General features: G+C 64.5%; 20 protein-coding genes and 1 pseudogene. 15 read left to right on the top strand and 6 right to left on the bottom strand.

The window, feature by feature from the left end; all coding sequences use genetic code 11:
* Positions 1–48 precede the first annotated feature (48 nt).
* Positions 49–774, top strand: a complete 726-nt coding sequence (locus tag BLS27_RS17045; RefSeq protein WP_043211395.1) for a dienelactone hydrolase family protein — start codon at positions 49–51, stop codon at positions 772–774.
* A gap of 122 nt (positions 775–896) precedes the next feature.
* Here the strand turns inward: BLS27_RS17045 and BLS27_RS17040 are convergent, their stop codons facing one another.
* The gene (locus tag BLS27_RS17040; RefSeq protein ID WP_090345913.1) at positions 897–1760 is read right to left on the bottom strand and encodes a pirin family protein; all 864 of its coding nucleotides are present in this window, start codon (positions 1758–1760) and stop codon (positions 897–899) included.
* A 116-nt stretch (positions 1761–1876) separates the two neighbouring features.
* On the opposite strand from BLS27_RS17040, the gene BLS27_RS17035 reads away from it, so the two are divergent.
* From BLS27_RS17035 to BLS27_RS24275, 3 genes and pseudogenes are all read left to right on the top strand, one after another.
* Positions 1877–2884, top strand: a complete 1008-nt coding sequence (locus tag BLS27_RS17035; RefSeq protein ID WP_043211390.1) for an amidohydrolase family protein — start codon at positions 1877–1879, stop codon at positions 2882–2884.
* 109 nt (positions 2885–2993) lie between these two features.
* Positions 2994–3536: pseudogene (locus BLS27_RS24280) on the top strand (MCP four helix bundle domain-containing protein); the annotation flags it as partial.
* 30 nt (positions 3537–3566) lie between these two features.
* Positions 3567–4619 (top strand): methyl-accepting chemotaxis protein, encoded by a 1053-nt coding sequence (locus BLS27_RS24275; protein ID WP_425262103.1) that lies wholly within the window; start codon positions 3567–3569, stop codon positions 4617–4619.
* A gap of 93 nt (positions 4620–4712) precedes the next feature.
* Here the strand turns inward: BLS27_RS24275 and fabB are convergent, their stop codons facing one another.
* The 5 genes from fabB to BLS27_RS17005 form a co-directional block, all read right to left on the bottom strand.
* Positions 4713–5933 (bottom strand): beta-ketoacyl-ACP synthase I, encoded by a 1221-nt coding sequence (gene fabB / locus BLS27_RS17025; protein ID WP_043211385.1) that lies wholly within the window; start codon positions 5931–5933, stop codon positions 4713–4715.
* Positions 5934–5944: 11 nt separating this feature from the next.
* On the bottom strand, positions 5945–6460 hold the full coding sequence (gene fabA, locus BLS27_RS17020; RefSeq protein ID WP_043211383.1) for a 3-hydroxyacyl-[acyl-carrier-protein] dehydratase FabA: 516 nt from the start codon (positions 6458–6460) through the stop codon (positions 5945–5947).
* Positions 6461–6752: 292 nt separating this feature from the next.
* Positions 6753–8678 (bottom strand): ATP-binding protein, encoded by a 1926-nt coding sequence (locus BLS27_RS17015; protein WP_070574175.1) that lies wholly within the window; start codon positions 8676–8678, stop codon positions 6753–6755.
* Positions 8675–9565 (bottom strand): ABC transporter substrate-binding protein, encoded by an 891-nt coding sequence (locus BLS27_RS17010; RefSeq protein WP_090345908.1) that lies wholly within the window; start codon positions 9563–9565, stop codon positions 8675–8677. Before BLS27_RS17010 ends, BLS27_RS17015 begins: the two co-directional genes overlap by 4 nt.
* Positions 9565–11709: a TonB-dependent receptor plug domain-containing protein gene (locus tag BLS27_RS17005; protein ID WP_167358111.1), complete on the bottom strand. Its 2145-nt coding sequence runs from the start codon at positions 11707–11709 to the stop codon at positions 9565–9567. Before BLS27_RS17005 ends, BLS27_RS17010 begins: the two co-directional genes overlap by 1 nt.
* 136 nt (positions 11710–11845) lie before the next feature.
* On the opposite strand from BLS27_RS17005, the gene BLS27_RS17000 reads away from it, so the two are divergent.
* From BLS27_RS17000 to kdpC, 11 genes are all read left to right on the top strand, one after another.
* Positions 11846–12871 (top strand): NAD(P)H-dependent glycerol-3-phosphate dehydrogenase, encoded by a 1026-nt coding sequence (locus BLS27_RS17000; protein ID WP_043211374.1) that lies wholly within the window; start codon positions 11846–11848, stop codon positions 12869–12871.
* Positions 12872–12886: 15 nt separating this feature from the next.
* A complete protein-coding gene (locus tag BLS27_RS16995) occupies positions 12887–13234 on the top strand; it encodes a DUF4389 domain-containing protein (protein WP_090345902.1) in 348 nt (115 codons plus the stop codon).
* The gene (gene sixA / locus BLS27_RS16990) at positions 13231–13689 is read left to right on the top strand and encodes a phosphohistidine phosphatase SixA (RefSeq protein WP_090345899.1); all 459 of its coding nucleotides are present in this window, start codon (positions 13231–13233) and stop codon (positions 13687–13689) included. Before BLS27_RS16995 ends, sixA begins: the two co-directional genes overlap by 4 nt.
* A gap of 163 nt (positions 13690–13852) precedes the next feature.
* Positions 13853–14641 carry an alpha/beta fold hydrolase gene (locus tag BLS27_RS16985; RefSeq protein ID WP_090345896.1) on the top strand — a complete coding sequence of 263 codons (789 nt, stop codon included), beginning with the start codon at positions 13853–13855 and terminating at the stop codon, positions 14639–14641.
* Positions 14638–15492, top strand: coding sequence for an alpha/beta fold hydrolase (locus tag BLS27_RS16980; RefSeq protein ID WP_090345892.1), 855 nt, complete (start codon positions 14638–14640; stop codon positions 15490–15492). Before BLS27_RS16985 ends, BLS27_RS16980 begins: the two co-directional genes overlap by 4 nt.
* 109 nt (positions 15493–15601) lie before the next feature.
* Positions 15602–16384: a DUF4892 domain-containing protein gene (locus BLS27_RS16975; protein WP_043211363.1), complete on the top strand. Its 783-nt coding sequence runs from the start codon at positions 15602–15604 to the stop codon at positions 16382–16384.
* A 12-nt stretch (positions 16385–16396) separates the two neighbouring features.
* Entirely contained in the window at positions 16397–17449 is a 1053-nt protein-coding gene (locus BLS27_RS16970) for an AI-2E family transporter (RefSeq protein WP_090345889.1), read from the top strand.
* A gap of 183 nt (positions 17450–17632) precedes the next feature.
* Complete coding sequence (kdpF, locus tag BLS27_RS16965; RefSeq protein WP_043211358.1) at positions 17633–17722, top strand: K(+)-transporting ATPase subunit F; 90 nt, start codon at positions 17633–17635, stop codon at positions 17720–17722.
* A gap of 9 nt (positions 17723–17731) precedes the next feature.
* The gene (gene kdpA, locus BLS27_RS16960; RefSeq protein WP_090345886.1) at positions 17732–19426 is read left to right on the top strand and encodes a potassium-transporting ATPase subunit KdpA; all 1695 of its coding nucleotides are present in this window, start codon (positions 17732–17734) and stop codon (positions 19424–19426) included.
* A gap of 9 nt (positions 19427–19435) precedes the next feature.
* Positions 19436–21490, top strand: coding sequence for a potassium-transporting ATPase subunit KdpB (gene kdpB / locus BLS27_RS16955; RefSeq protein ID WP_090345883.1), 2055 nt, complete (start codon positions 19436–19438; stop codon positions 21488–21490).
* A gap of 11 nt (positions 21491–21501) precedes the next feature.
* On the top strand, positions 21502–22068 hold the full coding sequence (gene kdpC / locus BLS27_RS16950) for a potassium-transporting ATPase subunit KdpC (protein WP_043215936.1): 567 nt from the start codon (positions 21502–21504) through the stop codon (positions 22066–22068).
* The last annotated feature ends 12 nt before the right edge of the window (positions 22069–22080 follow it).

Below are 22080 nucleotides of genomic sequence, written 5' to 3'. Positions count from 1 at the left end.
ACAAAGCCCGCTTCGGCGGGCTTTTTTCATGGTGCAAGGAGGAGTTTGATGAGCAAGGTAATCGTCGAATCGCTGGTCTATCACCATGCGGGCAAGGCCTACGAGAGCCGCCTGGTCTATGAGCCGGGCGCGCTGCCCCAGCCGGGCCTGGTGATGGCGCCGAACTGGATGGGCGTCGGCGAAGGCGCCGAACGGATTGCCAAGGAAGTGGCCAGCCAGGGGTATGTGGTGCTGGTCGCTGACCTTTACGGACAATCGGTTCGTCCATCCAATGCCGACGAGGCCGGCGCGGCGATGATGCCGCTCAAGAATGACCGTGGCGAACTGCGCAAGCGCATGCAGGAAGCCTTGGCACAATTGCTCGGGCAGTCCAAGGCATTGCTGGAGCCGGGCAAGGTGGCGACCTTTGGCTTCTGTTTCGGTGGTTGCTGCGCCCTGGAGCTAGCCCGTACCGGCGCCGACCTACGGGCGGCAGTGTCGTTCCACGGGACGCTGGATACGCCGAACCCGGCCGATGCCCAGCGCATCAAAGGCTCTGTGCTGGTGTTGCACGGTGCTTCCGACCCGCTGGTGCCAAAGGAGCAGTTGCCGGCGTTCGAGGAGGAGATGAACGCGGCCAAGGTCGACTGGCAATTGCTCAGTTATGGCGGTGCGGTGCACTCGTTCACCGACCCGTCCGCCAACGTGCCCGGCAAGATGCAATACGACCGCCGTACCAGCGAGCGTGCGTTCCGTGCCATGCACAACCTGCTGGACGAAGTGTTCCAGCGCTGACTGGGCAAGGGCTGCGCGGCAGCCCATCGCAGGCTACGCCAGCGCCCACGGATCTGCCGCGCTACAACGCCACAAGCCCCTTGGGTCCTTGCGAGGCCTGCGTTGACCACATGGCGGCCCTCTCAACGCGGCAATTCGATCCGCGACGTTTCCCCCGGCACTGTCGGCCAATCCCCCGCAGCCCAGCGCGCCCGGGCCTGTTCGATCAGTTCCGGATCGCTGGCCACGAAGTTCCAGTTCATCCGCCGTGGCCCATCCAGCGGCGCGCCACCGATCAGCACCAGCTGGCACTCGCTTTGTGCATACAGCGTCACCTCTTCGCCTTCGGGCAGTACCAGCAGGTTGCATGGCTCGACCTCGTCCTCGCCCAGCAGCAGCTCGCCATCGAGCAGGTAGAGGGCACGCTCGGCATGTTCGAGGGGCACGTTGAGCGTGGTGGTCGCCTGCATTTGTACCAGGGCATACAGGGTAGGGGAGAGCACCGGCACTGGGGATTCAAGACAAAACCCTTGGCCTGCGATCATGCGGATGCTTACGCCCAGATTGTCGCTGACCGGCAGGCTATCGGCCGGATGATGGCTGTAGCTGGGCGGCCCTTGCTCATTCTCGCGGGGCGAAGCCAGCCATACCTGTAGGCCATGCAGGCGCGAACCCCTGCTCAAGGCATCGGCGGGAGTGCGCTCGACGTGAGCGACGCCGCTACCTGCAGTCATCCAGCTGACATCGCCGGGCAGGACGCGCTGTTCGGAGCCCAGGCTGTCCTTGTGCAGGATTTCGCCTTCGAACAAATACGTCAGGGTCGACAGGCCGATATGCGGGTGTTGGCGGATGTCCATGCCGCTGCCGGGGGCATAGCGTGTATCGAGCATGTGGTCGAAGAACACGAAAGGACCCACGCTGCGACACTGGGCCGATGGCAGTGGGCGCAGGATCGGTTGGCCCTCTACCGATTCGGCGCGCGGATGAATGATCAAGGGGCGGCTCATGACAGGGCTCCAGGCGGGCGACGGATGCCTCAAGCATAGCGGTTCAGCGAAGCGGGCTGAACCGCCTTGCGCAGGCTCGGGTCTACTCTTCTCCAAGCCGCAGAGGAAAGACCACCATGATCGCCAGAGCGCTGGCCTGCCTGCTGTTGTCCACCGTCCTGTGCCTGACGGTGCAGGCGCGGGATTACCGCTACAGTGATGCCCACCTGCATTACGTCGACTTCTTCCAGGAGAGCGAGGGCATGGCTGCGCTGTTCAAGGCCATGGACGAGGCTGGGGTCGAGCAGTCCATGATCGCGGGTATTCCCGTGGCCAAGAAGTGGCATGAAGATGAGCCCAAGCGCCCGCGCTACTACGCCGGTGATGATGCGGACGCCTACTGGTACAGCGCCACCGATGTCTACGTCGCCGCCGCGGTGCAGCAGTTGCCGCCGCAGCAGCGCCGACGTTTGCATCCATTTCTCAGCGGCTTCAATCCGGTGGACAAGAATGCCGTCAGCCACATCGAGCGCATGCTTGAGCTGTACCCAGGGCTTTGGCAGGGCATTGGCGAGGTGTTCACCCGTCATGACGATCTGACTGCGCTCACCAGTGGCGATACGCCCAGGGCCAACAATGAGGCCATGACGCGGATCTATCACTTGGCGGCCGAGCGTGACTTGCCGGTGCTCATCCATTCCAACATCACCTCCAAGCGCGAGCGCAACCCGCTTTACCTGGCGGAGATCGAAGAGCCACTGCGTAACCATCCACACACCCGCTTCATCTGGGCCCATGCCGGTACCAGCGCGGAAATCCATCGGCATCAGACACAGATGAACTTCCTCCTGCCAGTGCTCACCCGGCTGCTCGAAGACTACCCGAACCTGTATATCGATCTCTCTTGGAGCATGCGCGAGCCTTACTTGCTGGACGGGCAGGGCAAGCCGCACGAGGCATGGGTCAAGCTGGTCGAGCGGTTCCCGGGGCGTTTCATGCTCGGTTCGGATGTGGTCGGGCGCTTTTCCGGAATCGGCGAGCAGATGCACGGTTTTGATGCCTTCCTCGATGCGCTGCCGGTCGAAGTGGCCAACCGTGTGGCGCACACGAATTTTCTGTCAGTGCTACCGGGTGCACCAAAATAATGCGTGCCGCTTGATTCTGGCCCTTTGATATTGCCTTTTCGTCTTAAGCAAATTCGGCCCCTCCCCGATAGTGTCTATAACAACGACAACGTGGCAGAGGGAGCTGTACATGAGTCTGAGACGTTTGAATATCGCCCCCCGTGCGGGGCTTGGCTTTGGCCTGATGGCCTTGCTGGTCGCCCTGCTCGGGGGCTTTTCTCTCCAACAGATGACACAGATGCGCCAGCAAGCCGAGCAGGTGGACGACAACTGGTTGCCCAGTGTCATTTCGGTCGGGCGCATGACTCAGGACATGTTGCGAATCCGCGCCCTGACCTTGCGCCTGCTGATCGACCCGGCGCCGGCGGCACAACAGCAGAACCGTGCGCGTATCGAAGAACTCAAAGCCGGCTTGAACGAAGTCCAGCAGCGTTATAAGGCGCTGATCGTGTTGCCGGAAGAGCACACGCTGCTCACTCGCTACCAAGGGCTTGAACGCCAATACCTGGACCTGCAGGGCCAGGTAATGCAACTGGCGGGCGAAGGGCGCACTGATGCGGCCGCGACCTTGGTCAACGGCGAGATGAACCAGTTCGCTGACCAGATGACCGCGACCCTCAACGAACTGATCGAGCTGAACATCCACCATGCCGATCGCGCCACGGATCTTGCCGAGGCGGTCTACGCAGGGGCCAAGGTCTGGGTGTGGGGATTGTTACTGGTGGCGGTGACCATGACCGTGGTCCTGGCGCTGGCCCTGACACGCAGTATCGTGCGGCCGCTGGGGCAGTCGTTACAGGTGGCTGAGACGGTCGCCAAGGGCGACCTGACGCCGCAGATCACTGTGCAGGGCGAGGACGAGCCTGCGCGCTTGCAGGCGGCGCTCAAGGTCATGCAGCAGAGCCTGCGTGACACCATCGGACGAATTTCCGATTCGGCGGGACAGTTAGCTTCAGCTTCCGAGCAGCTCAGTGCGGTTACCGAGGACGCTACCCGAGGGTTGCAGCAACAGAGCCAGGAAATCGAACAGGCGGCGACGGCCGTCAACCAGATGACCTCGGCAGTGGAGGAGGTGGCGAGCAATGCGGTAGCGACGTCAGAGGCCTCCCGCGAGTCCGACCGTATCGCCCGCCAGGGGCGTGAACAGGTGCAGGCGACCGTGCATGCCATCGAGTCCCTGGCGGCGGGCGTGGCCGACAATGCCGATGAGGTCGGGCAACTGGCCCAGCAGGTTCAGGACATCAGCAAGGTGCTGGATGTGATAGGTGCTATTGCTGAACAGACCAACCTGTTGGCGCTCAATGCCGCTATCGAGGCGGCGCGGGCGGGAGAGGCGGGGCGTGGCTTTGCGGTGGTGGCTGATGAGGTAAGGGCGTTGGCCCACCGCACACAGACGTCTACCCGCGAGATCGAGCAGATGATCGTTGCCATCCAGGCCGGCACCGAACGTGCCGTGCACGGCATGCAACAAAGCAATGAGCGGGCGCGTTCGACCCTTGAGGGGGCCCATGCCGCGGGCGAGGCGTTGGAGGCGATCACGGCGGCCATAGCGCGGATCAACGAACGCAACCTGGTGATCGCCAGTGCATCGGAAGAGCAGGCTCAGGTGACCCGAGAAGTGGATCGCAACCTGACCACCATCCGCGACCTGGCGCACCAGTCCTCGGCGGGGGCCGAGCAGACCTCGGCGGCGAGCCAGGCCTTGTCGCAGCTGGCGGTGGATCTGAACGCACTGGTGCACAGGTTTTCGGTGTAGCCCAGCAAGGGCAAGGCCCTCGCTCTGTTCTTGCAGCCAAACGAAAACGCCCCGAACCAGTCGGGGCGTTTTCGTTGCAGCGAGGTCAGGCTGTTACTTGCCAGTCCAGCGCTTGAGCACCAGGGTGGCGTTAGTGCCACCGAAGCCGAAGCTGTTGCTCATGACCGTGTCGATCTTGGCGTTTTCTTCGGTCTGGCGCAGGATCGGCAGGTCGGCGACCTCCGGGTCCAGCTCGTCGATGTTGGCGGAGCCGGCGATGAAGTTGTTTTCCATCATCAGCAGGCAGTAGATCGCCTCGTGTACGCCTGCGGCACCCAGGGAGTGGCCGGACAGGCTCTTGGTCGAGCTGATCTTCGGAGCCTTGTCGCCGAACACTTCACGTACACCTTTGATCTCGGCGACGTCACCGACCGGAGTCGAGGTGCCGTGGGTGTTGAGGTAGTCGATCGGGGTGTCGACGGTGGCCAGCGCCTGCTGCATGCAGCGGATCGCGCCTTCGCCGCTCGGGGCAACCATGTCGTAGCCGTCGGAAGTTGCGCCGTAGCCGACGATTTCGGCATAGATCTTGGCGCCACGGGCCAGGGCGTGTTCCAGCTCCTCGACCACGACCATGCCGCCACCACCGGCGATGACGAAGCCATCGCGGTCAGCGTCATAGGCGCGCGAGGCCAGTTCAGGGGTTTCGTTGCGCTTGGTCGACAGGGCGCCCATGGCATCGAACAGGAACGACTGGCTCCAGTGCTCTTCTTCACCGCCGCCGGCGAAGACGATGTCTTGCTTGCCCCACTGGATCTGCTCCAGGGCGGTGCCGATGCAGTGTGCGGAGGTGGCGCATGCCGACGAGATCGAGTAGTTGATGCCCTTGATCTTGAACGGGGTGGCCAGGCACGCCGATACCGTGCTGCCCATGGTGCGGGTGACGCGGTACGGGCCGACGCGCTTGACGCCTTTCTCGCGCAGGGTATCCAGGGCTTCCATCTGGTTCAGGGTGGAGGCGCCGCCGGAACCTGCAACCAGGCCGGTACGCGGGTTGGAGACTTGCTCCTCGGTCAGACCGGCGTCCTTGATCGCGTCCTGCATGGCCAGGTAGGCGTAGGCAGCGGCATGGCCGACGAAGCGGTAGACCTTGCGGTCGATCAGCTCTTCGAGGTTGAGGTCGATGGAACCGGAAACCTGGCTACGCAGCCCCATTTCCTTGTATTCCGGGTTGTAACGGATACCCGGACGGCTGTTGCGCAGGTTTTCGGTGACGGTAGCTTTGTCATTGCCCAGGCACGATACGATGCCCAGACCAGTGATAACGACGCGGCGCATGCGAATAACCCTTAGAAATTGTCAGTGGAGGTGAACACGCCGACCCGCAGGCCTTCGGCGGTGTAGATCTCGCGGCCGTCGACGCTGACCGAGCCATCGGCGATGGCCATGTTCAGCTTGCCCTTCAGGACGCGCTTGATATGAATGTTGTAGGTGACTTTCTGGGCCGAAGGCAGTACCTGGCCGAAGAATTTCACTTCGCCCGAGCCCAAGGCGCGGCCGCGGCCTGGCAGACCCTGCCAGCCAAGGAAGAAACCGACCAGTTGCCACATGGCATCCAGGCCCAGGCAGCCTGGCATGACGGGGTCGCCCTCGAAGTGGCAGGCGAAGAACCACAGGTCCGGATTGATATCCAGCTCGGCGACCAATTCACCTTTGCCGTACTTGCCGCCTTCGGCGCTGATATGGGTGATGCGATCGACCATCAGCATGTTCGGGGCGGGCAGTTGCGCATTACCTGGGCCGAACAGCTCACCGCGACTGCAGCGCAGCAAATCTTCCCGAGTAAAGGCGTTTTGTTTGGTCATGCGAGCTCCTCAATAATCCCCGTGCGGCTGGGGCTGAATCTTCCCGGCCGGCTCGGCGGTTGAGTCCGAGACGGCAGCCTACAGGTAGACTATTGCGTTGTGGTGAAAGTCACAGCGCACCTGGCAAAGAAGTACAGGTGTGCACTGAAACGCTTATTTTCAGGGCCTATGCAGGTCCTGTCTAGTGGCCACGGCGGTTAATTCGGTTGCTTTGCGTCGTCGGGCGACCCGTCACCGACACCGGACAAGCCGCGTTCTGGCCTCCATCTCCCTAGACTGCCGCATTTCGGCGTTAATCGCCAGTCGCGGCTGTCCGTCCGGATAACCAGCGTTGCAGCACCTGCTGCAGTTCCGTTCGTTTGAAAGGCTTGCTCAGGTAGTCGTTCATCCCCGCTGCCAGGCATCGCTCGCGATCGCCCTGCAGCGCGTTGGCCGTGAGGGCGATGATCGGCACCTGCGCGCCGTTGGGCAGCAGGCGGATACGCCGAGTGGCCTCGTAGCCGTCCACAACGGGCAGGCGGCAGTCCATCAGCACGGCGGCGAAGCGTTGTTCAAGCACCTGCTCGACGGCCTGAAGACCATCGAGGGCGGTGACGACATCGAAGCCCAGGCTGCGCAGCATGGCCTCGATGACGCTCTGGTTGACCGGGTTGTCTTCTACCAGCAGGATCTGCCCGCCTTCCCAGGCCGCTTGGCCTTCGACGTCCTGGGCCGGCAGCAAGGTCGCCGTGGCGCTGGCCAGGGCCAAAGGCATTTCCAGGGTGAAGGTCGAGCCCAGCCCTTCGCGGCTTTCGCCGCGCAACTGCCCGCCCATGCGCTCGGCGAGGGTCCGTGCGATCGCCAGGCCAAGGCCTGTGCCGCCATAGCGACGGGAAATCGAGCTGTCGGCCTGCTGGAAGGCCACGAACATCATCTCCAGGCGGTCGCTGTCGATGCCGATGCCGGTGTCACGCACCGCGCAGGTGAACCACACCTGTTGGGCATCCAGGGCCCGCCAGCGGGCCTCCACTTCCACTTGGCCGTGTTCGGTAAATTTCAAGGCGTTGCCGATCAGGTTCAGCAAGATCTGGCGGATCCGTGTCGGATCGCCTGTGACCTGCAACTGGTCGATGCCTTGGGGGAGCTGCAAATGCAGGCCCAGCCCGCGCTGCTGGGCGCTGTGCTGGAACGACTGAACGCTGCTGCTGATCAGCTCGCCCAGGTTGAAGGCGATGTGTTCGAGTTCCAGCGTGGTGCGCTCGATCCGCGAGAAGTCGAGGATGTCGTTGATCACCTTGAGCAGATGCCCGGTGGATTCGCTGGCCACGGCGGTGTAGTCAGCCTGCTCGCTGGTCAGCGGGGTGGTCTCGAGCAGTTGCAGCATGCCCAGGACACCGTTCATGGGGGTGCGCAGTTCATGGCTCATCATCGCCAGGAACTCCGATTTGGTCCGGTTGGCTTGCTCGGCCTCCTCACGCGCCTGAATCATCTGCGCCATGGCCTGCTTCTGCTCGGTGCTGGCTTTCTCCAAGGCACTGGCCAGGTTGTTGATGTGTCGGGCCAGGTGCCCCAGCTCGCTGTCGTCGACTTCCGGCACCTGGGTCTTGAATTCGCCCTTCTGGATGGCCTTGACCGCATGCCCCATGTCGCTGATCGGCTTGGCCAGGCTCATGGCCAGGCGGCGGGCGAGCAGGAAGGTGAACAGCAAGGCGAACAGGGCCAGGATGCCGGCCTTTATCACGATTTCCTGCTGGCGCTGGCTGAAGGCATCGTCGGACATGCCCACGATCACCCGCCCCAGATAGTCATCGCCAATGCTGGGAGCAGGCGCGTTGCCCTGTTGCAAGAAGTCGTTGTCCAGGCGGATCTGCTGCAGGCGGATCGGCGCCTGGAACACTTCCACGCGCTGGGCACGGTTGACGTTCTCGCCGTTCTGCTCGACGTACACCAGGATGTGGTTGCGGCTGTCCTGCACCTCGAGAAAGCGTACGTGCGGAATGCTCAGGGTCGCGCGCATGAGGCTTTCGAGTACCTCATTGTTGCCGGAAATCACGCCATATTCGGAGGCGGGAGCCAACTGGTTGGCGATCAGTTGCCCGGTATGGTTGAGCTCCTGGCGCAGGTCCTGCAGACGCACGAAGGTGAAGAAGCTGATTAGCAGCAGGGTCAGCAACAGGGCGGGGCCCAGGCTGATGATCTGGGTGCGGGTGTGGATGTCCCAGCTCAGGCGGTTGCTCATGGGGTGGGCTCTCCTTCGGCCAGGACCACGGCGGCGGCCTTGGGGTCGATCGGCTCCAGCCCCAGGGCGCGAGCCACTTGCTGGTTGCCGCTGACCCCATAGTGCGTGGGGTAGTGGCTGCGCGGCCAACTGGCGGGCGAGCGGTCGAGCAATTGGTCGAGCACCGCTAGCCAGTCGTCCTGGTCGCTGAAGGTGCTGGCCAGCGCCCCGGCGCGGACAAAACCTGCGTTGGGACCGATCAGCGCCATCTGCCGGCCATAGCTGCTGAGCAGGACGTTCTTGGCGGTCTTGGAGTTGTACAGGTCGGGGTCGTCGATCCCCAGCAGGACATCGCTGTTGCTCAGCAGGTGTTGCAGCGGGCGGCTGTCGCGCGGGTCCGGCCAGTCCTGTGCGACGATCTCAAGGCCCAGCGGGCGGGCGGCCAGGCGCAGTTCGTCAAGCATGAAGCGGCTATGTTCGCCGTACAGCACACCGATTCGTCGCGCCTGTGGCAACAAGTAGCGCGTCAGGCGCAATTGCCGACCAGGCGGTGGATCGCTCCACAACAGGCACAGGTAGGCGGGACGCGACTTTCCCAGGCGTTGTTCCGCCTGTACCCGGCTGACCCGCAAGGCCAGCGCCGGAGGGCCAGAGGCCTCGCCCAGGCGCCATTCGAATGCTGCGCTGTCGAGCAGCACCAGGCGCACATCAGCCTTCAACTGCCCTGGCTTGGGCAGGGCGTCGACGGTCTTGAAATACACCTGGTCGTTGGGACGGCGCGCTTCCAGGGCGGAGACGAAGCTGCGTACGCCTGGTTGGTCGCTGGCGCCTACCAACAGAATCTCGCTGGCTGATACCGCGCCCAAAGGCCACAGGCAGAACAGCAACAGGCGCAGCAACAAGGCCATCAGAACTCCAGCTCCGCGCTCACGCTCAAGCGGTGACGGCTGTCGTAGCGGTTCTGCGGCACGGTGACCGGCTCGTCATCCAGGCGCTGCTGCCAGAGCGCGGCCAGCTCAAGATTGCTGCCCTGGATGCGAAAGCGTTTGGCCACGCGCAGGTCGAGGCGTTCGTAGCGGTACTGGTTGAGCGCGTCGTCACCGTAGTAGAACAGGGCGCTGGACCAGCCCTGGCCCCATTCGCGCATCCAGCCGGCCGAGCCACTGTTGCGTGCGCTCAGGCGTCGGTCGCTGGGGTTGCTGGCCCAGGCATCGACGTAGGCGTAGGTCAGGCGCAGTCGGTCACGCAGGGTAGGGCGCCAGTCCAGCTGCGCTTCGCTGCCGCTGAAGCGGGCCTTGTTGGCGTTGCTGGCGATGTACTGGTTGTTGCGCAACGGCTCGCTGATCATTCCGGTGATCTCGTCATAGAACAACTTCACATCCATGTTCAAATCGATGTCGCTGAAATTGCCGTTGTAGCCCAGCTCCCGCGAGCGCATGCGCTCTTGTTCGAGGTCGCCAGGGCCGCGGGTCTTGACGAAGTATTCGCCGTGCTGCAACCCATACACGTTGGGGGTCAGGTTGTTGACCGTGTAGCTCCAGTTGACGTTGTTCTCGAACATGTCCGGCGAGCGCACCGCCTCGGAGTACACCGCGCGCAAACCGTGACGCGGGGTGATCAGGTAGTTGACCGCCATGCGCGGGGTGAGCGAGCTGCCCGACAGGCGCGAGTCCTCGAACATCGCGCCACCCTGGAGAATCCAGTGCTCGTCGGCGCGCCACTCCAGTTGACCGAACAGGCGCCAGGTCTGGTCGTCCAGGCTGCCGTTGAAGTAGGTCTGCGAGTCGGCGCGATCATAACGGTAGTTCATTCCGCTGAGCAGACGCAGGTTGTCGGTCAGGCTCAGGGTGTCCTGGACCTCGAGATCGAAGCGGGTTTCCCGAGTGCTTTGGTCCACATCGCCGCAAACCACTTCACGACCACCATTGGCCCATTGGCTGGCGATCTGGTCGCGCAGGGCGTTCTGCACGGGGTCGCTGCTGGCAGGCGGGTTGTTGGCGTTGCGTGCCACTTGCTCGGCATAGTCCGGGTTGATCTGCCAGAGCCGCGTCAGCTCCGGGCTGAAGGCGATGGCCGCATCGCAGGCCAGCCAGACCTGTTGCCGGTCGAAGTGCTGGGCCGAGCCCTGGACATACAGGCTGTGTTCGGGATTGAAATCGATGTTCCAGCGCATCGAGCCCGCATAGTCCTTGGCATTGACGTCGGCGTTGTCGCCTCGGGCGGTCACGAAGGGAAACACCGGCTGATAGGTATAGGGCCGCTGATTGCTCCCTTCCTTGGCCGCCAGTTGCCATTCAAGGGTCTGGTTGACCGCCAGGTTGTGGCTGGCGCTGAGGTTGAAGCGGTTGAGGCGGCGGCTGTCGCGGTAGTCGTTGCCGAACTGGTCCTCGTCGAAGCCATCATCCTGCATGCCGGACAGCGACAGGCGCATGTCGCCGCCTTCCCAGCCGAAGCCCTGGCTGGCGTAGTAATCGTTGATGCCGTCCTGGCCGCGGGTCACCTTCACGCGGGTGCCATGGCTGTCGGCGGGGTTGCGGGTGAGGATGTTGACCACGGCCATCAACGCGTTGGCCCCGTAACTCACGGTGTTGGGGCCGCGGAATACCTCGATCCGGTCGATGTCCTCGATGGCCAGCGGGATGTCGCTCCAGTCCACCGTGGCAAGGCCTGCGCGATACACCGAGCGGCCATCGATCAGCACTTGCATGCGCCGCGCGTCGTTGACGTTGCTGCCATGGTAGTTGACGGTCGGCTGGTTGCCGGCGACGTAGCCCACCATCATGCCGGGTACCAGGCGCATCAGCTCGGGAATGTCGCGTGCGCCGCTGGCGCGGATCAGTTCGCTGTCGAGCACCGTCATGCTGCCAGGTACGGCGGCCGGGGATTGTTTCAGGCGTGTCGCGGTCAGAACCTGCGGCAGGTCCTGGTTGTCGAGGAACATGTCATCGGCCAGGGCCGGGCCGCCCAAGAGGGCAGTCAGCAACAGCAGGCGAGGGTAAGGTGGCGTGCCAGGGAACACGGTACGGCCTTGTTTCAGAGATGAAACAGGCATGTTAACTGACCGCTTGGGTTTTGCCAGTGCGATTTGATATCCATACGCAGGGCTGGCACTGCCACTGGCTCTGTCGCATGCGCGCCGTATAATGCCCCGGTCGCCAACTTAACTTATTGGCTTTAACGGATTGGATATGACTGAACAGCAACCTGTTGCAGTTCTTGGGGGCGGCAGCTTCGGCACCGCCGTGGCGAACTTGCTGGCCGAAAACGGCGTGCCGGTCCGGCAATGGATGCGTGACCCCGAGCAGGCCGAGGCCATGCGCGTCAATCGCGAGAATCCTCGCTACCTCAAAGGCATTCGCCTGCAGGACGGGGTGGAACCTGTCAACGACCTGCTGGCCACGTTGCAGGCCTGCGACCTGATCTTCGTCGCGCTACCTTCCAGCGCCTTGCGCAGCGTGCTGGCGCCCCATGCCGAACTGTTGCGCGGCAAGGGTCTGGTCAGCCTGACCAAGGGCATCGAGGCGCAAAGTTTCAAGCTGATGAGCCAGATCCTCGAAGAGATCGCGCCCGAGGCCCGCATCGGCGTGCTGTCGGGGCCGAACCTGGCCCGCGAGATCGCCGAACACGCCCTGACCGCCACCGTGGTCGCCAGTGAGGACGAAGCCCTCTGCCAACGTGTGCAGGCGGTGTTGCATGGCCGCACCTTCCGCGTCTACGCCAGCGCCGACCGCTTCGGCGTCGAACTCGGCGGCGCGTTGAAGAACGTCTACGCCATCATTGCCGGCATGGCCGTCGCCCTGGGCATGGGCGAGAACACCAAGAGCATGTTGATCACCCGCGCGCTGGCCGAGATGACCCGCTTCGCCGTGAGCCAGGGCGCCAACCCCATGACTTTCCTGGGCCTGGCCGGGGTTGGCGACTTGATCGTCACCTGCTCCTCGCCCAAGAGCCGCAACTATCAGGTCGGCCATGCCCTGGGCCAGGGTCTGAGCCTGGAGCAGGCGGTGAGTCGCCTGGGCGAGGTGGCCGAAGGGGTCAACACCCTCAAGGTACTCAAGGCCAAGGCCCAGGAGGTACAGGTGTACATGCCGCTGGTGGCTGGCCTGCACGCGATCCTCTTCGAGGGGCGTACGCTGAACCAGGTGATCGAGCACCTGATGCGCGCCGAGCCCAAGACCGACGTCGATTTCATTTCCATCAGCGGTTTCAATTGATCCCGGAGCACATGCATGAACGACACAGCCAACCGCGCCCAGCGCGAATCGATCATCCTGCGGGTACTGTGGATGCTGGTGTTCCTCTTGATCTGGCACATGGCGCAACTGTTGCTGGGTGGCCTGGTGCTGGTCCAGCTGATCTACCGCCTGGTCTATGGCGCGCCCAGCGGTAGCCTGATGAATTTCGGCGACAGCCTGAGCCAGTTCCTGGCGCAGATCGGCCGCTTTGGCACCTTCCACAGCGACCAGAAGCCCTGGCCGTTCGCCGACTGGCCGACCCCTCGCGCCCCTGAAGGCGAAGTGCCTCACGAAGTTGCCTCGGCACCTCATCCGGTGCGTGATCAGGAGCCCAAGCTGTGAAGGTCTGGGTGCTGCGCCACGGCGAGGCCGAGCCACGCGCCAACACCGACGCCGAGCGGCGCCTGACCAACCATGGTCGCGAGCAGGTGCTGCGTAGTGCCGCGCGCCTGTTGGGCCAACCGCTGCAGGCGATCATCGCCAGCCCGTACGTTCGAGCCCAGCAGACAGCCGCTCTGGTGCACGACGCCTTGGGCTTGGATGAGCCGGTGCGTACCGTGCCTTGGCTCACCCCCGACAGCGATGTCGGGCAGGTGATCGGCGAGCTGGACCAACTGGGCCTGGAGCACGTGCTGCTGGTGAGTCACCAACCCTTGGTCGGCACCTTGGTAGGCATGCTCGAACACGGCCATGGCCAGCAACCGGCGCCGCTGAGCACAGCGAGCCTGGCTGAGCTGGAAGGGGACTGGCCGCTGGCTGGGTTGATGACCTTGCAGGGGCTGTATCACGCCGGCTGACCCTGGCTGTTGACGGTGCCTTCTTCGCGGGTTCACGCGCGAAGAAGGCGACACACATGCCAGGCATGTCCGGATCGCCCTCAGCGATGACCTTTCCGAACGTTGCCGCCCCAGCACGTCATGCCGACAATGGGCCATCACTTCCCATTCAGACCAGGCCGCCATGTCGCAGCAGATCTTCTTCGCCCACGCCAATGGCTTCCCTTCGGCCACCTACGGCAAGTTGTTCGCCGCCCTGGCGCCGGACTACCAGGTCCAGCACCTGGCGCAACATGCCCACGACCCGCGGTTCCCGGTCAACGACAACTGGCAGAACCTGGTCGATGAGTTGCTTCACCACCTGGCCCAGCAGGGGCAGCCGGTCTGGGGCGTCGGCCATTCCCTGGGTGGCCTTCTACACCTGCATGCCGCGCTACGTTGCCCGCAGTACTACCGAGGCGTGGTAATGCTCGATTCGCCTGTGCTGACCCGCGCCGACCAGTGGATGATCCGCGCGGCCAAGCGCCTGGGCTTCATCGACCGCATCACCCCGGCCGGGCGAACCCTGGGGCGTCGCGAGGCATTCCCCGACCGTGACAGCGCACGGGCCTACTTCGCCGGCAAGACGTTGTTCCGCCACTTCGACCCCGATTGCCTGGAGGCGTATCTGGAGCACGGCCTGCAAGCCACCCAGGAGGGCTTGCGCCTGCGCTTCGACCCCACGACCGAGATCGACATCTACCGCAGTATCCCCCACCTCAGCCCGGCGCCAGCGCGCCAGCTGCAGGTACCGCTGGCGGTGGTGCGTGGCGACCAGAGCCGGGTGATCCGCCGCCACCATGCCCTGGCGGTGCGCGGCATTCCCCGGGGCGAATACCACAGCCTGCCCGGTGGGCACATGTTCCCGCTGGAGCGGCCGGGGGATACAGCGCACTTGATCAAGGGCCTGTTCGATCGCTGGAGTCGAGCATGAGCACGCATGTCGAAGAGATCCGTCTGAGCCTCGGCCATATCGAGCTGGCGGCGCACCTGTTCGGGCCGGATGACGGTCTGCCGGTGATCGCCTTGCATGGCTGGCTAGACAACGCCAACAGCTTCGCCCGCCTGGCGCCGCGCCTCGACGGGCTGCGCGTAGTCGCCCTGGACCTGGCCGGGCATGGCTATTCCGAGCATCGCCCTGTCGGCGCCGGTTACGCTTTGGCCGACTACGCCCACGATGTGCTGCGGGTGGCCGAGCAACTGGGCTGGAAGCGCTTTGGTCTGCTCGGACACTCGTTGGGCGCAATCATCAGCGTGCAGCTGGCGGGAGCCTTGCCCGATCGCATCAGCCACCTGGCGTTGATCGACGGCGTGATCCCGCCCACGGCCCGCGAGCAGGACGCCGCCGAACGCCTGGGCATGGCGCTGCAGGCGCAACTGCGCTTGGATGGCAAGCGCAAGTCGGTGTACGCGACCCTTGAAGATGGCGTGCAGGCGCGCATGAAAGGCATGGTCGCGGTCAGCCGCGAAGCCGCCGAGCTGCTGGCCCAGCGTGGCCTGATGCCGGTGCCGGGCGGCTACAGCTGGCGCAGCGACAGCCGCCTGACCTTGCCATCACCGGTACGCCTGAACGAGGCGCAGGCCATGGCCTTCGTGCATCGGGTCGCGTGCCCGGCCTGCCTGGTGGTGGCGGCCGATGGCATGCTCGCGCAGCACACAGCCTTGCTGGAGCAGCTACCCTTTGAGCAGGTCACGCTGCCCGGTGGCCATCACCTGCATTTGAATGACGAACCGGGCGCAACCCTTGTTGCAGACTGTTTCAATCGCTTCTTCGGCTTTTCTTGACTTGCACAGGACAAGTGTCGAGGCTTGGCGGGTTGAACACGGAGACAACCATGCACATGCCAGACATCCTGGATTACCCCATCGGCGCCCTGTGCGTGACAGGTGGCCGATGATCACGCGCACACTGATCGCCGTTTGCCTGGGCTTGGCCAGCCCCTTGTCGTGGGCCGGCAGCCTGCCCGTGCCGGTGGATGCCAAAGTGGTCGACCAGCGTCCGGCCGTGGAGCAGGAGCGGGTCTATCCCATGGGCCCTTTACGCAAGATCAGCGGCCGCCTGAGGGTGGACGAAAAAGTCGAAAGCCGCGGTCAGGTCAGTTCCGTCACCTATGAGCTCCCTGTCGAACGGACTGCTCGCGAGGCCTTCACCAGTGCCCGCGAGGCCTTGCAGCGCGAGGGGGGCTATCCGCTGTTCTGGTGCCAGGGCCGCGATTGCGGCGAAGCCAGCCTGTGGGCCAACGAAGTATTCGCCAATGCCCGCCTCAATGGTGGTGACGAGCAACAGGCGTTCATCCTCCTGCGCCGCTCCGCCGAAGAGGCCGACACCTTGGTCTCGCTCTACAGCGTCACCCGTGGCAATCGCCGCGCCTACCTGCACGTCGAGGAGTTCGTGGCCGACCAGCCTCTGGGCGAGCTGTTGCCGACACCAGCCACGGTGCTGCGCGAACTGCGCGACACCGGCAAGCTGGACTACCCTGACCTTGCCGCACCGCAGCCCACCTGGGTGGCCTTGCTCGGGCGCAGCCTGAACCTGGACAGCACCCTGCGCGCCAGCCTCAGCGGCGCCCAGGCCGAAGCCTGGCGCGAGCAACTGGTAAACGCCGGCGTGCGCAGTACCCGCCTGGAAGTCGGGACGGCACCCACCGATGGCCTGCACCTTGAGCTGATCCGTTGAATGAGTCCCTCCATGCCCAACAATGACCGCCTGCTGATCCAGATCCTGCTGCTGGCCCTGCTCGGGGCCGGGTTGTGGGTGATGGCGCCTTTCATTTCGGCATTGCTCTGGGGCGCCATCCTGGCCTTCGCCAGTTGGCCGCTGATGCGCTTGCTCACCCGCGCGCTGGGCGGGCGCGAAACGCTCGCCGCGAGCCTACTGACCGCCGTGTGGATCCTGGTGGTGGCCTTGCCGCTGGTGTGGCTCGGCTTCAATCTGGCCGACCACATCCGTGATGCCACCGCGTTCATCCGGGACGTGCAGGTCGACGGCTTGCCCGACGCCCCCGACTGGCTGGGCAGCATCCCCCTGGTGGGGGAGCGACTGGTGCGCTGGTGGGATTCCATGGATCAACAGGGCGCGGCCTTGCTGGCCTCGGTCAAGCCGCACCTGGGGCAGGTCGGCAACTGGCTTCTGGCGCGCAGTGCGCAGATTGGCAGCGGCGCGTTGGAGCTGACCCTGAGCCTGGTGTTCGTGTTCTTCTTCTACCGTGACGGGCCGCGCCTGGCGGCCTTCGTGCTGCGCCTGTTGCAGCGGTTGATGGGGGAACGCGCCGAGTATTACCTGGACCTGGTGGCTGGCACCGTGCAGCGCGTGGTCAACGGCGTGATCGGCACTGCCGCGGCCCAAGGCTTGCTGGCTTTGATCGGCTTCCTGATCGCCGGTGTGCCGGGCGCCATCGTGCTGGGGCTGGTGACCTTCATGCTCAGCCTGATTCCCATGGGGCCGCCGCTGGCCTGGATACCTGCCACCGGCTGGCTGGTGTGGAAGGGTGAGTACGGCATGGCGGTGTTCCTCGGCCTGTGGGGCACCTTCATCATCAGCGGCGTCGACAACGTCCTCAAGCCGTACTTGATCAGCCGCGGTGGCAACCTGCCGTTGGTGATCGTGCTGCTCGGGGTGTTCGGCGGGCTGATCGCCTTTGGCTTCATCGGCCTGTTCATCGGGCCGACCTTGCTGGCGGTGGGCTATAGCCTGCTGCTGGACTGGAGCCGTAACGCGGGGCAGCAGACACCCCAGCGGTAGTCAGGCCAAGGCTCTCCATGCCGCCATCCTTGCGGGGTACCCGCGACGATGGCGGCTGCCGAAAAGGCTGATCTTTACGCACTCTTTATGCCCTGACCCCACCCCCCATCTCGTCCCTTTACGCCCCTCCCTCGGACAATTTCCCTAAAGCGGCCCATGCGCCGTACCAAGGGAGATGCGCACATGAACATGCTGGACGGGGTGTCACTGCTGCTGGCAGTGGCGTTGGCGATGTACCTGCTGGTGGCGCTGCTGCGCGCCGATCGCAGTTAAGGGGCGGCCATGCACAGTTACGACTACCTATTGCTGTTGGCGTTCTTCGCCATCGTGCTGCTGCCAGCACCTTGGCTCGGGCGCTTTTGCTTCAAGGTGATGGAAGGGCAGCGCACCTGGCTGACACCGGTGCTCGGCCCGCTGGAGCACGGTTGCTACCGCCTGGCCGGTGTACGCGCCGAGCAGGAGCAGAACTGGAAGCAATACACCCTGGCCTTGCTGGCCTTCAACCTGGTCGGCTTCGTATTGCTGTTCACCGTGCTCCTGCTCCAGGGGTATCTGCCGCTGAACCCGCAGCAGCTGCCGGGGCAGGAGTGGACGCTGGCGTTCAACACTGCAGTCAGTTTCATGACCAACACCAACTGGCAGGCCTACAGCGGTGAAGCGTCGGTCAGCTACCTGAGCCAGATGATCGGCCTGACTGTGCAGAACTTCGTGAGCGCCGCCACCGGTCTTGCCGTGCTGGTCGCCCTGTGCCGAGGGATTGCCCGTCGCTCCACCACCACGTTAGGCAATTTCTGGGTCGACTTGACCCGCGCCACCCTCTACGTGCTGCTGCCACTGTGCCTGGTGCTGGCACTACTGCTGGTGTGGCAGGGCGTGCCGCAAACCTTCGCCGACTACGCCCACGCACTGACCTTGCAAGGCAGCGACCAGGCACTTCCCCTTGGCCCGGCCGCCAGCCAGATCGCCATCAAGCAACTGGGCACCAACGGCGGCGGCTTTTTCGGCGTCAACTCGGCGCACCCGTTCGAGAACCCCACAGCCTGGAGCAATCTGTTCGAGGTGGCATCGATCATCCTCATTCCGGCAGCGCTGGTGTTCACCTTCGGCCATTACGTCAAAGACCTGCGCCAGAGCCGGGCGATCCTCGCCTGCATGCTGGGCCTGTTCCTGATCGGCGGCGCTACGGCGCTATGGTCCGAGCAACAGCCCAACCCTGCCTTGGAAAGCGCTCAGGTACAACAGACCGCGCCGCTCGAAGGCAAGGAAAGCCGCTTCGGCACCACCGCCTCGGTGCTATGGAGCGTGACCACCACCGCCGCCTCGAACGGTTCGGTCAATGCCATGCATGACAGCCTCAACCCGCTCACGGGCATGGTGGCCATGGTCAATATGATGATCGGCGAGGTGATCTTCGGCGGCGTCGGCGCAGGCCTTTACGGCATGTTGCTGTTCGTGCTGATCGCCGTGTTCCTGGCGGGCCTGATGATCGGTCGCACGCCAGAATACTTGGGCAAGAAGCTCCAGGCGCGGGAGGTGCAACTGCTGGTGGCGACCTTGCTGGTGATGCCGGTGGGTGTGCTGGTGCTCGGCGCCATCACCGCGAGCCTCGCCGGGCCTGCCAGTGCCGTGACCAATCCCGGTGCCCACGGCTTCAGCCAACTGCTTTATGCCTACACCTCCGGCACCGCCAACAACGGTTCGGCCTTCGCCGGTTTCGGTGCCAACACGCCGTACCACAACCTGATGATCGGCCTGGCCATGCTTATCGGCCGCTTCGGCTACATCCTGCCGGTGCTCGCCCTGGCTGGCAGCCTGGCAGCGAAGAAGAGCGCGCCCCAGGGGCTGAACAGCTTCCCCACCCATGGCCCGCTGTTCGTGGTCCTGCTGCTGGTGACCATTGTGCTGGTCGGTGGCCTGACTTTCCTGCCGACCTTGGCCCTCGGGCCGATTGCCGAACACCTGAGCCTGGGCTTCTGAGGACCTCCTATGAACATGCCTATTCCTGATGTCAAAGCCAACCGCACCGCCGTGGACCAGACCCGCTTCGCCGCGCTCTGGCGTCCGGCCCTGGTCCAGGCTTTCGTCAAGCTCGACCCCCGCCAACTCAAACGCTCTCCGGTGATGTTGGTGGTCGCCCTGACCGCGCTGCTGACCACGCTGCTGTGCTTCGTCCCCGGCAGTGGTGTGGGTACCGGTGTAGCCCTGCAGATCGCCCTGTGGCTGTGGTTCACCGTGCTGTTCGCCAACTTCGCCGAAGCCTTGGCCGAAGGCCGTGGCAAGGCCCGTGCCGACAGCCTCAAGGCCGGCAGTCAGGGCCTGACCGCCCAGCGTCGCACCGTCGATGGCCGCTTCGAGACCGTGCCCGCCACCCAGCTGCGCAAGGACGATGTGGTCAAGGTCGTTGCCGGCGAGTTGATCCCCGGTGACGGCGAGGTGCTCGAAGGCATCGCTGCGGTCAACGAGGCGGCCATCACCGGCGAGTCGGCCCCTGTGATCCGTGAGTCCGGCGGCGACCGCTCGGCGGTGACCGGCAACACCCGCCTGGTTTCGGACTGGCTGTTGATCCGCATCACCAGCAACCCCGGCGAGTCGACCCTGGATCGCATGATCGCCTTGGTCGAAGGCGCCAAACGCCAGAAGACCCCCAACGAAATCGCCCTGGATATCCTGCTGATCGGCCTGACGTTGATCTTCCTGATCGTGGTGGTGACGTTACAGCCGTTCGCCCATTTCTCGGGTGGCAGCCTGCCGCTGATCTTCCTTGCTGCGCTGTTGGTCACGCTCATCCCCACCACCATCGGTGGCCTGCTCTCGGCCATCGGCATCGCCGGCATGGACCGCCTGGTGCGCCTTAACGTCATCGCCCGCTCCGGCCGTGCGGTGGAGGCGGCGGGTGACGTGCACACGCTGATGCTCGACAAGACCGGCACCATCACCTTCGGCAACCGTCGTTGCAGTGCACTGCATGCCGCGCCCGGCATCACCGCGCGGGAACTGGGGGAGGGCGCGTTGTTCGCCTCGCTTGCCGACGACACTGCCGAGGGCAAGTCGATTGTCGAATACCTACGTCAGCAACAGGCGTTCATCGAACCTTCGGCCAACCAGTTCGAAGCCATTGCCTTCAGTGCCGAGACGCGGCTCTCGGGTACCGACTTCCAGCAACGCTGCTACCGCAAGGGCGCGGTCGATGCGGTGTTGGCCTTCGTCGGCCTGCAACGCCTGGAGATGCCCACGCCGCTGGCCCGTGAAGTCGAGCGTATCGCCCAGAGCGGTGGCACACCGCTGCTGGTGTGCATCGACAAGCGTTTGCTGGGAGTGATCCACCTCAAGGATGTGGTCAAGCCCGGCATTCGCGAGCGTTTCGCCGAGCTGCGCAAGCTGGGGATCCGTACGGTGATGGTGACGGGCGACAACCCGCTGACCGCCGCTGCCATTGCCGCCGAAGCGGGGGTCGACGATGTGCTGGCCGAGGCCACGCCGGAGAAGAAGCTGGCGCGCATCCGCCAGGAACAGAACGACGGCCGCCTGGTGGCCATGTGCGGGGACGGCGCCAACGATGCCCCCGCCCTGGCCCAGGCCGATGTCGGCATGGCCATGAACGATGGCACCCAGGCCGCGCGCGAGGCGGCCAACATGGTCGATCTGGACAGCGACCCGACCAAGTTGCTGGACGTGGTCCAGGTGGGCAAGGAGCTGCTGGTCACCCGCGGTGCGCTGACCACGTTCTCCATCGCCAACGACGTGGCGAAGTACTTTGCCATCCTGCCGGCGCTGTTCGCCGTGATCTACCCGCAGTTGGGCGTGCTCAACCTCATGCAACTGCAGAGCCCGCAGAGCGCGATCCTCTCGGCCATCGTGTTCAACGCGCTGATCATCGTCGTGCTGATCCCGCTCGCACTGCGCGGCGTGCGCGTCCAGGCGGCGAGCGCGGCCCACCTGCTGCGACGCAACCTGCTGATCTACGGTGTGGGCGGCATCATCGTGCCGTTTGCCGGGATCAAGGCGATCGACCTCTTGCTCAACGCTTTGCACCTGGTTTGAAGGAGATGGACATGACCACTTACCTGCGCCCGGCCCTGAGCCTGGCCCTGCTGATGACCCTGGTCACCGGCGCGCTGTATCCCTTGGCGGTGACCGGCATCGCCCAGGTCGCCTTCCCTGAGCAGGCCAATGGCAGCCTGGTACGTGACGAGCAGGGGCGGGTGCGCGGCTCGGCCTTGATCGCCCAGGACTTCACTGGCGATGCCTGGTTCCACTCGCGCCCGTCGGCCGGCGCCTACGCCACCGTCGCCAGCAGCGCCAGCAACCTCTCGCCGAGCAATCCGGCCCTGGCCGAGCGGGTCAAGGCCGAGGCCTCTGCGCTCTATCAACCCCAGCAAGGCCCTGTACCCCTGGCCTTGCTGACCACCTCCGGCAGCGGCCTGGACCCGCACCTGCCGCCCGATGCCGTGGCCTACCAACTGCCCCGTGTGGCGTCGGCGCGGCAAGTGCCGGTGCAGCGCTTGCAAGCGTTGGTGGAAGCGTCCACCCTCCACCCATTGATCGGCCCGCCTGTGGTCAACGTGCTGGCGCTGAACCAGGCGCTGGAGCGCCTGGCCCCGATGCCCTCCGGTTCCTGAGCCTTATCGGAG

Source organism: Pseudomonas guariconensis (assembly GCF_900102675.1).
Lineage (GTDB): Bacteria > Pseudomonadota > Gammaproteobacteria > Pseudomonadales > Pseudomonadaceae > Aquipseudomonas > Aquipseudomonas guariconensis.
This window is presented reverse-complemented; position numbering and strand designations above follow the sequence as displayed.

Bases quoted from the DNA above. Each gene is read 5' to 3' on its own strand.
- BLS27_RS17045 (WP_043211395.1), top strand. From the start codon at position 49: ATGAGCAAGGTAATCGTCGAATCGCTGGTCTATCACCATGCGGGCAAG.
- BLS27_RS17040 (WP_090345913.1), bottom strand. From the start codon at position 1,760: ATGAGCCGCCCCTTGATCATTCATCCGCGCGCCGAATCGGTAGAGGGC.
- BLS27_RS17035 (WP_043211390.1), top strand. From the start codon at position 1,877: ATGATCGCCAGAGCGCTGGCCTGCCTGCTGTTGTCCACCGTCCTGTGC.
- fabB (WP_043211385.1), bottom strand. From the start codon at position 5,933: ATGCGCCGCGTCGTTATCACTGGTCTGGGCATCGTATCGTGCCTGGGC.
- fabA (WP_043211383.1), bottom strand. From the start codon at position 6,460: ATGACCAAACAAAACGCCTTTACTCGGGAAGATTTGCTGCGCTGCAGT.
- BLS27_RS17015 (WP_070574175.1), bottom strand. From the start codon at position 8,678: ATGAGCAACCGCCTGAGCTGGGACATCCACACCCGCACCCAGATCATC.
- BLS27_RS17010 (WP_090345908.1), bottom strand. From the start codon at position 9,565: ATGGCCTTGTTGCTGCGCCTGTTGCTGTTCTGCCTGTGGCCTTTGGGC.
- BLS27_RS17005 (WP_167358111.1), bottom strand. From the start codon at position 11,709: ATGCCTGTTTCATCTCTGAAACAAGGCCGTACCGTGTTCCCTGGCACG.
- BLS27_RS17000 (WP_043211374.1), top strand. From the start codon at position 11,846: ATGACTGAACAGCAACCTGTTGCAGTTCTTGGGGGCGGCAGCTTCGGC.
- BLS27_RS16995 (WP_090345902.1), top strand. From the start codon at position 12,887: ATGAACGACACAGCCAACCGCGCCCAGCGCGAATCGATCATCCTGCGG.
- BLS27_RS16985 (WP_090345896.1), top strand. From the start codon at position 13,853: ATGTCGCAGCAGATCTTCTTCGCCCACGCCAATGGCTTCCCTTCGGCC.
- BLS27_RS16980 (WP_090345892.1), top strand. From the start codon at position 14,638: ATGAGCACGCATGTCGAAGAGATCCGTCTGAGCCTCGGCCATATCGAG.
- BLS27_RS16975 (WP_043211363.1), top strand. From the start codon at position 15,602: ATGATCACGCGCACACTGATCGCCGTTTGCCTGGGCTTGGCCAGCCCC.
- BLS27_RS16970 (WP_090345889.1), top strand. From the start codon at position 16,397: ATGCCCAACAATGACCGCCTGCTGATCCAGATCCTGCTGCTGGCCCTG.
- kdpF (WP_043211358.1), top strand. From the start codon at position 17,633: ATGAACATGCTGGACGGGGTGTCACTGCTGCTGGCAGTGGCGTTGGCG.
- kdpA (WP_090345886.1), top strand. From the start codon at position 17,732: ATGCACAGTTACGACTACCTATTGCTGTTGGCGTTCTTCGCCATCGTG.
- kdpB (WP_090345883.1), top strand. From the start codon at position 19,436: ATGAACATGCCTATTCCTGATGTCAAAGCCAACCGCACCGCCGTGGAC.
- kdpC (WP_043215936.1), top strand. From the start codon at position 21,502: ATGACCACTTACCTGCGCCCGGCCCTGAGCCTGGCCCTGCTGATGACC.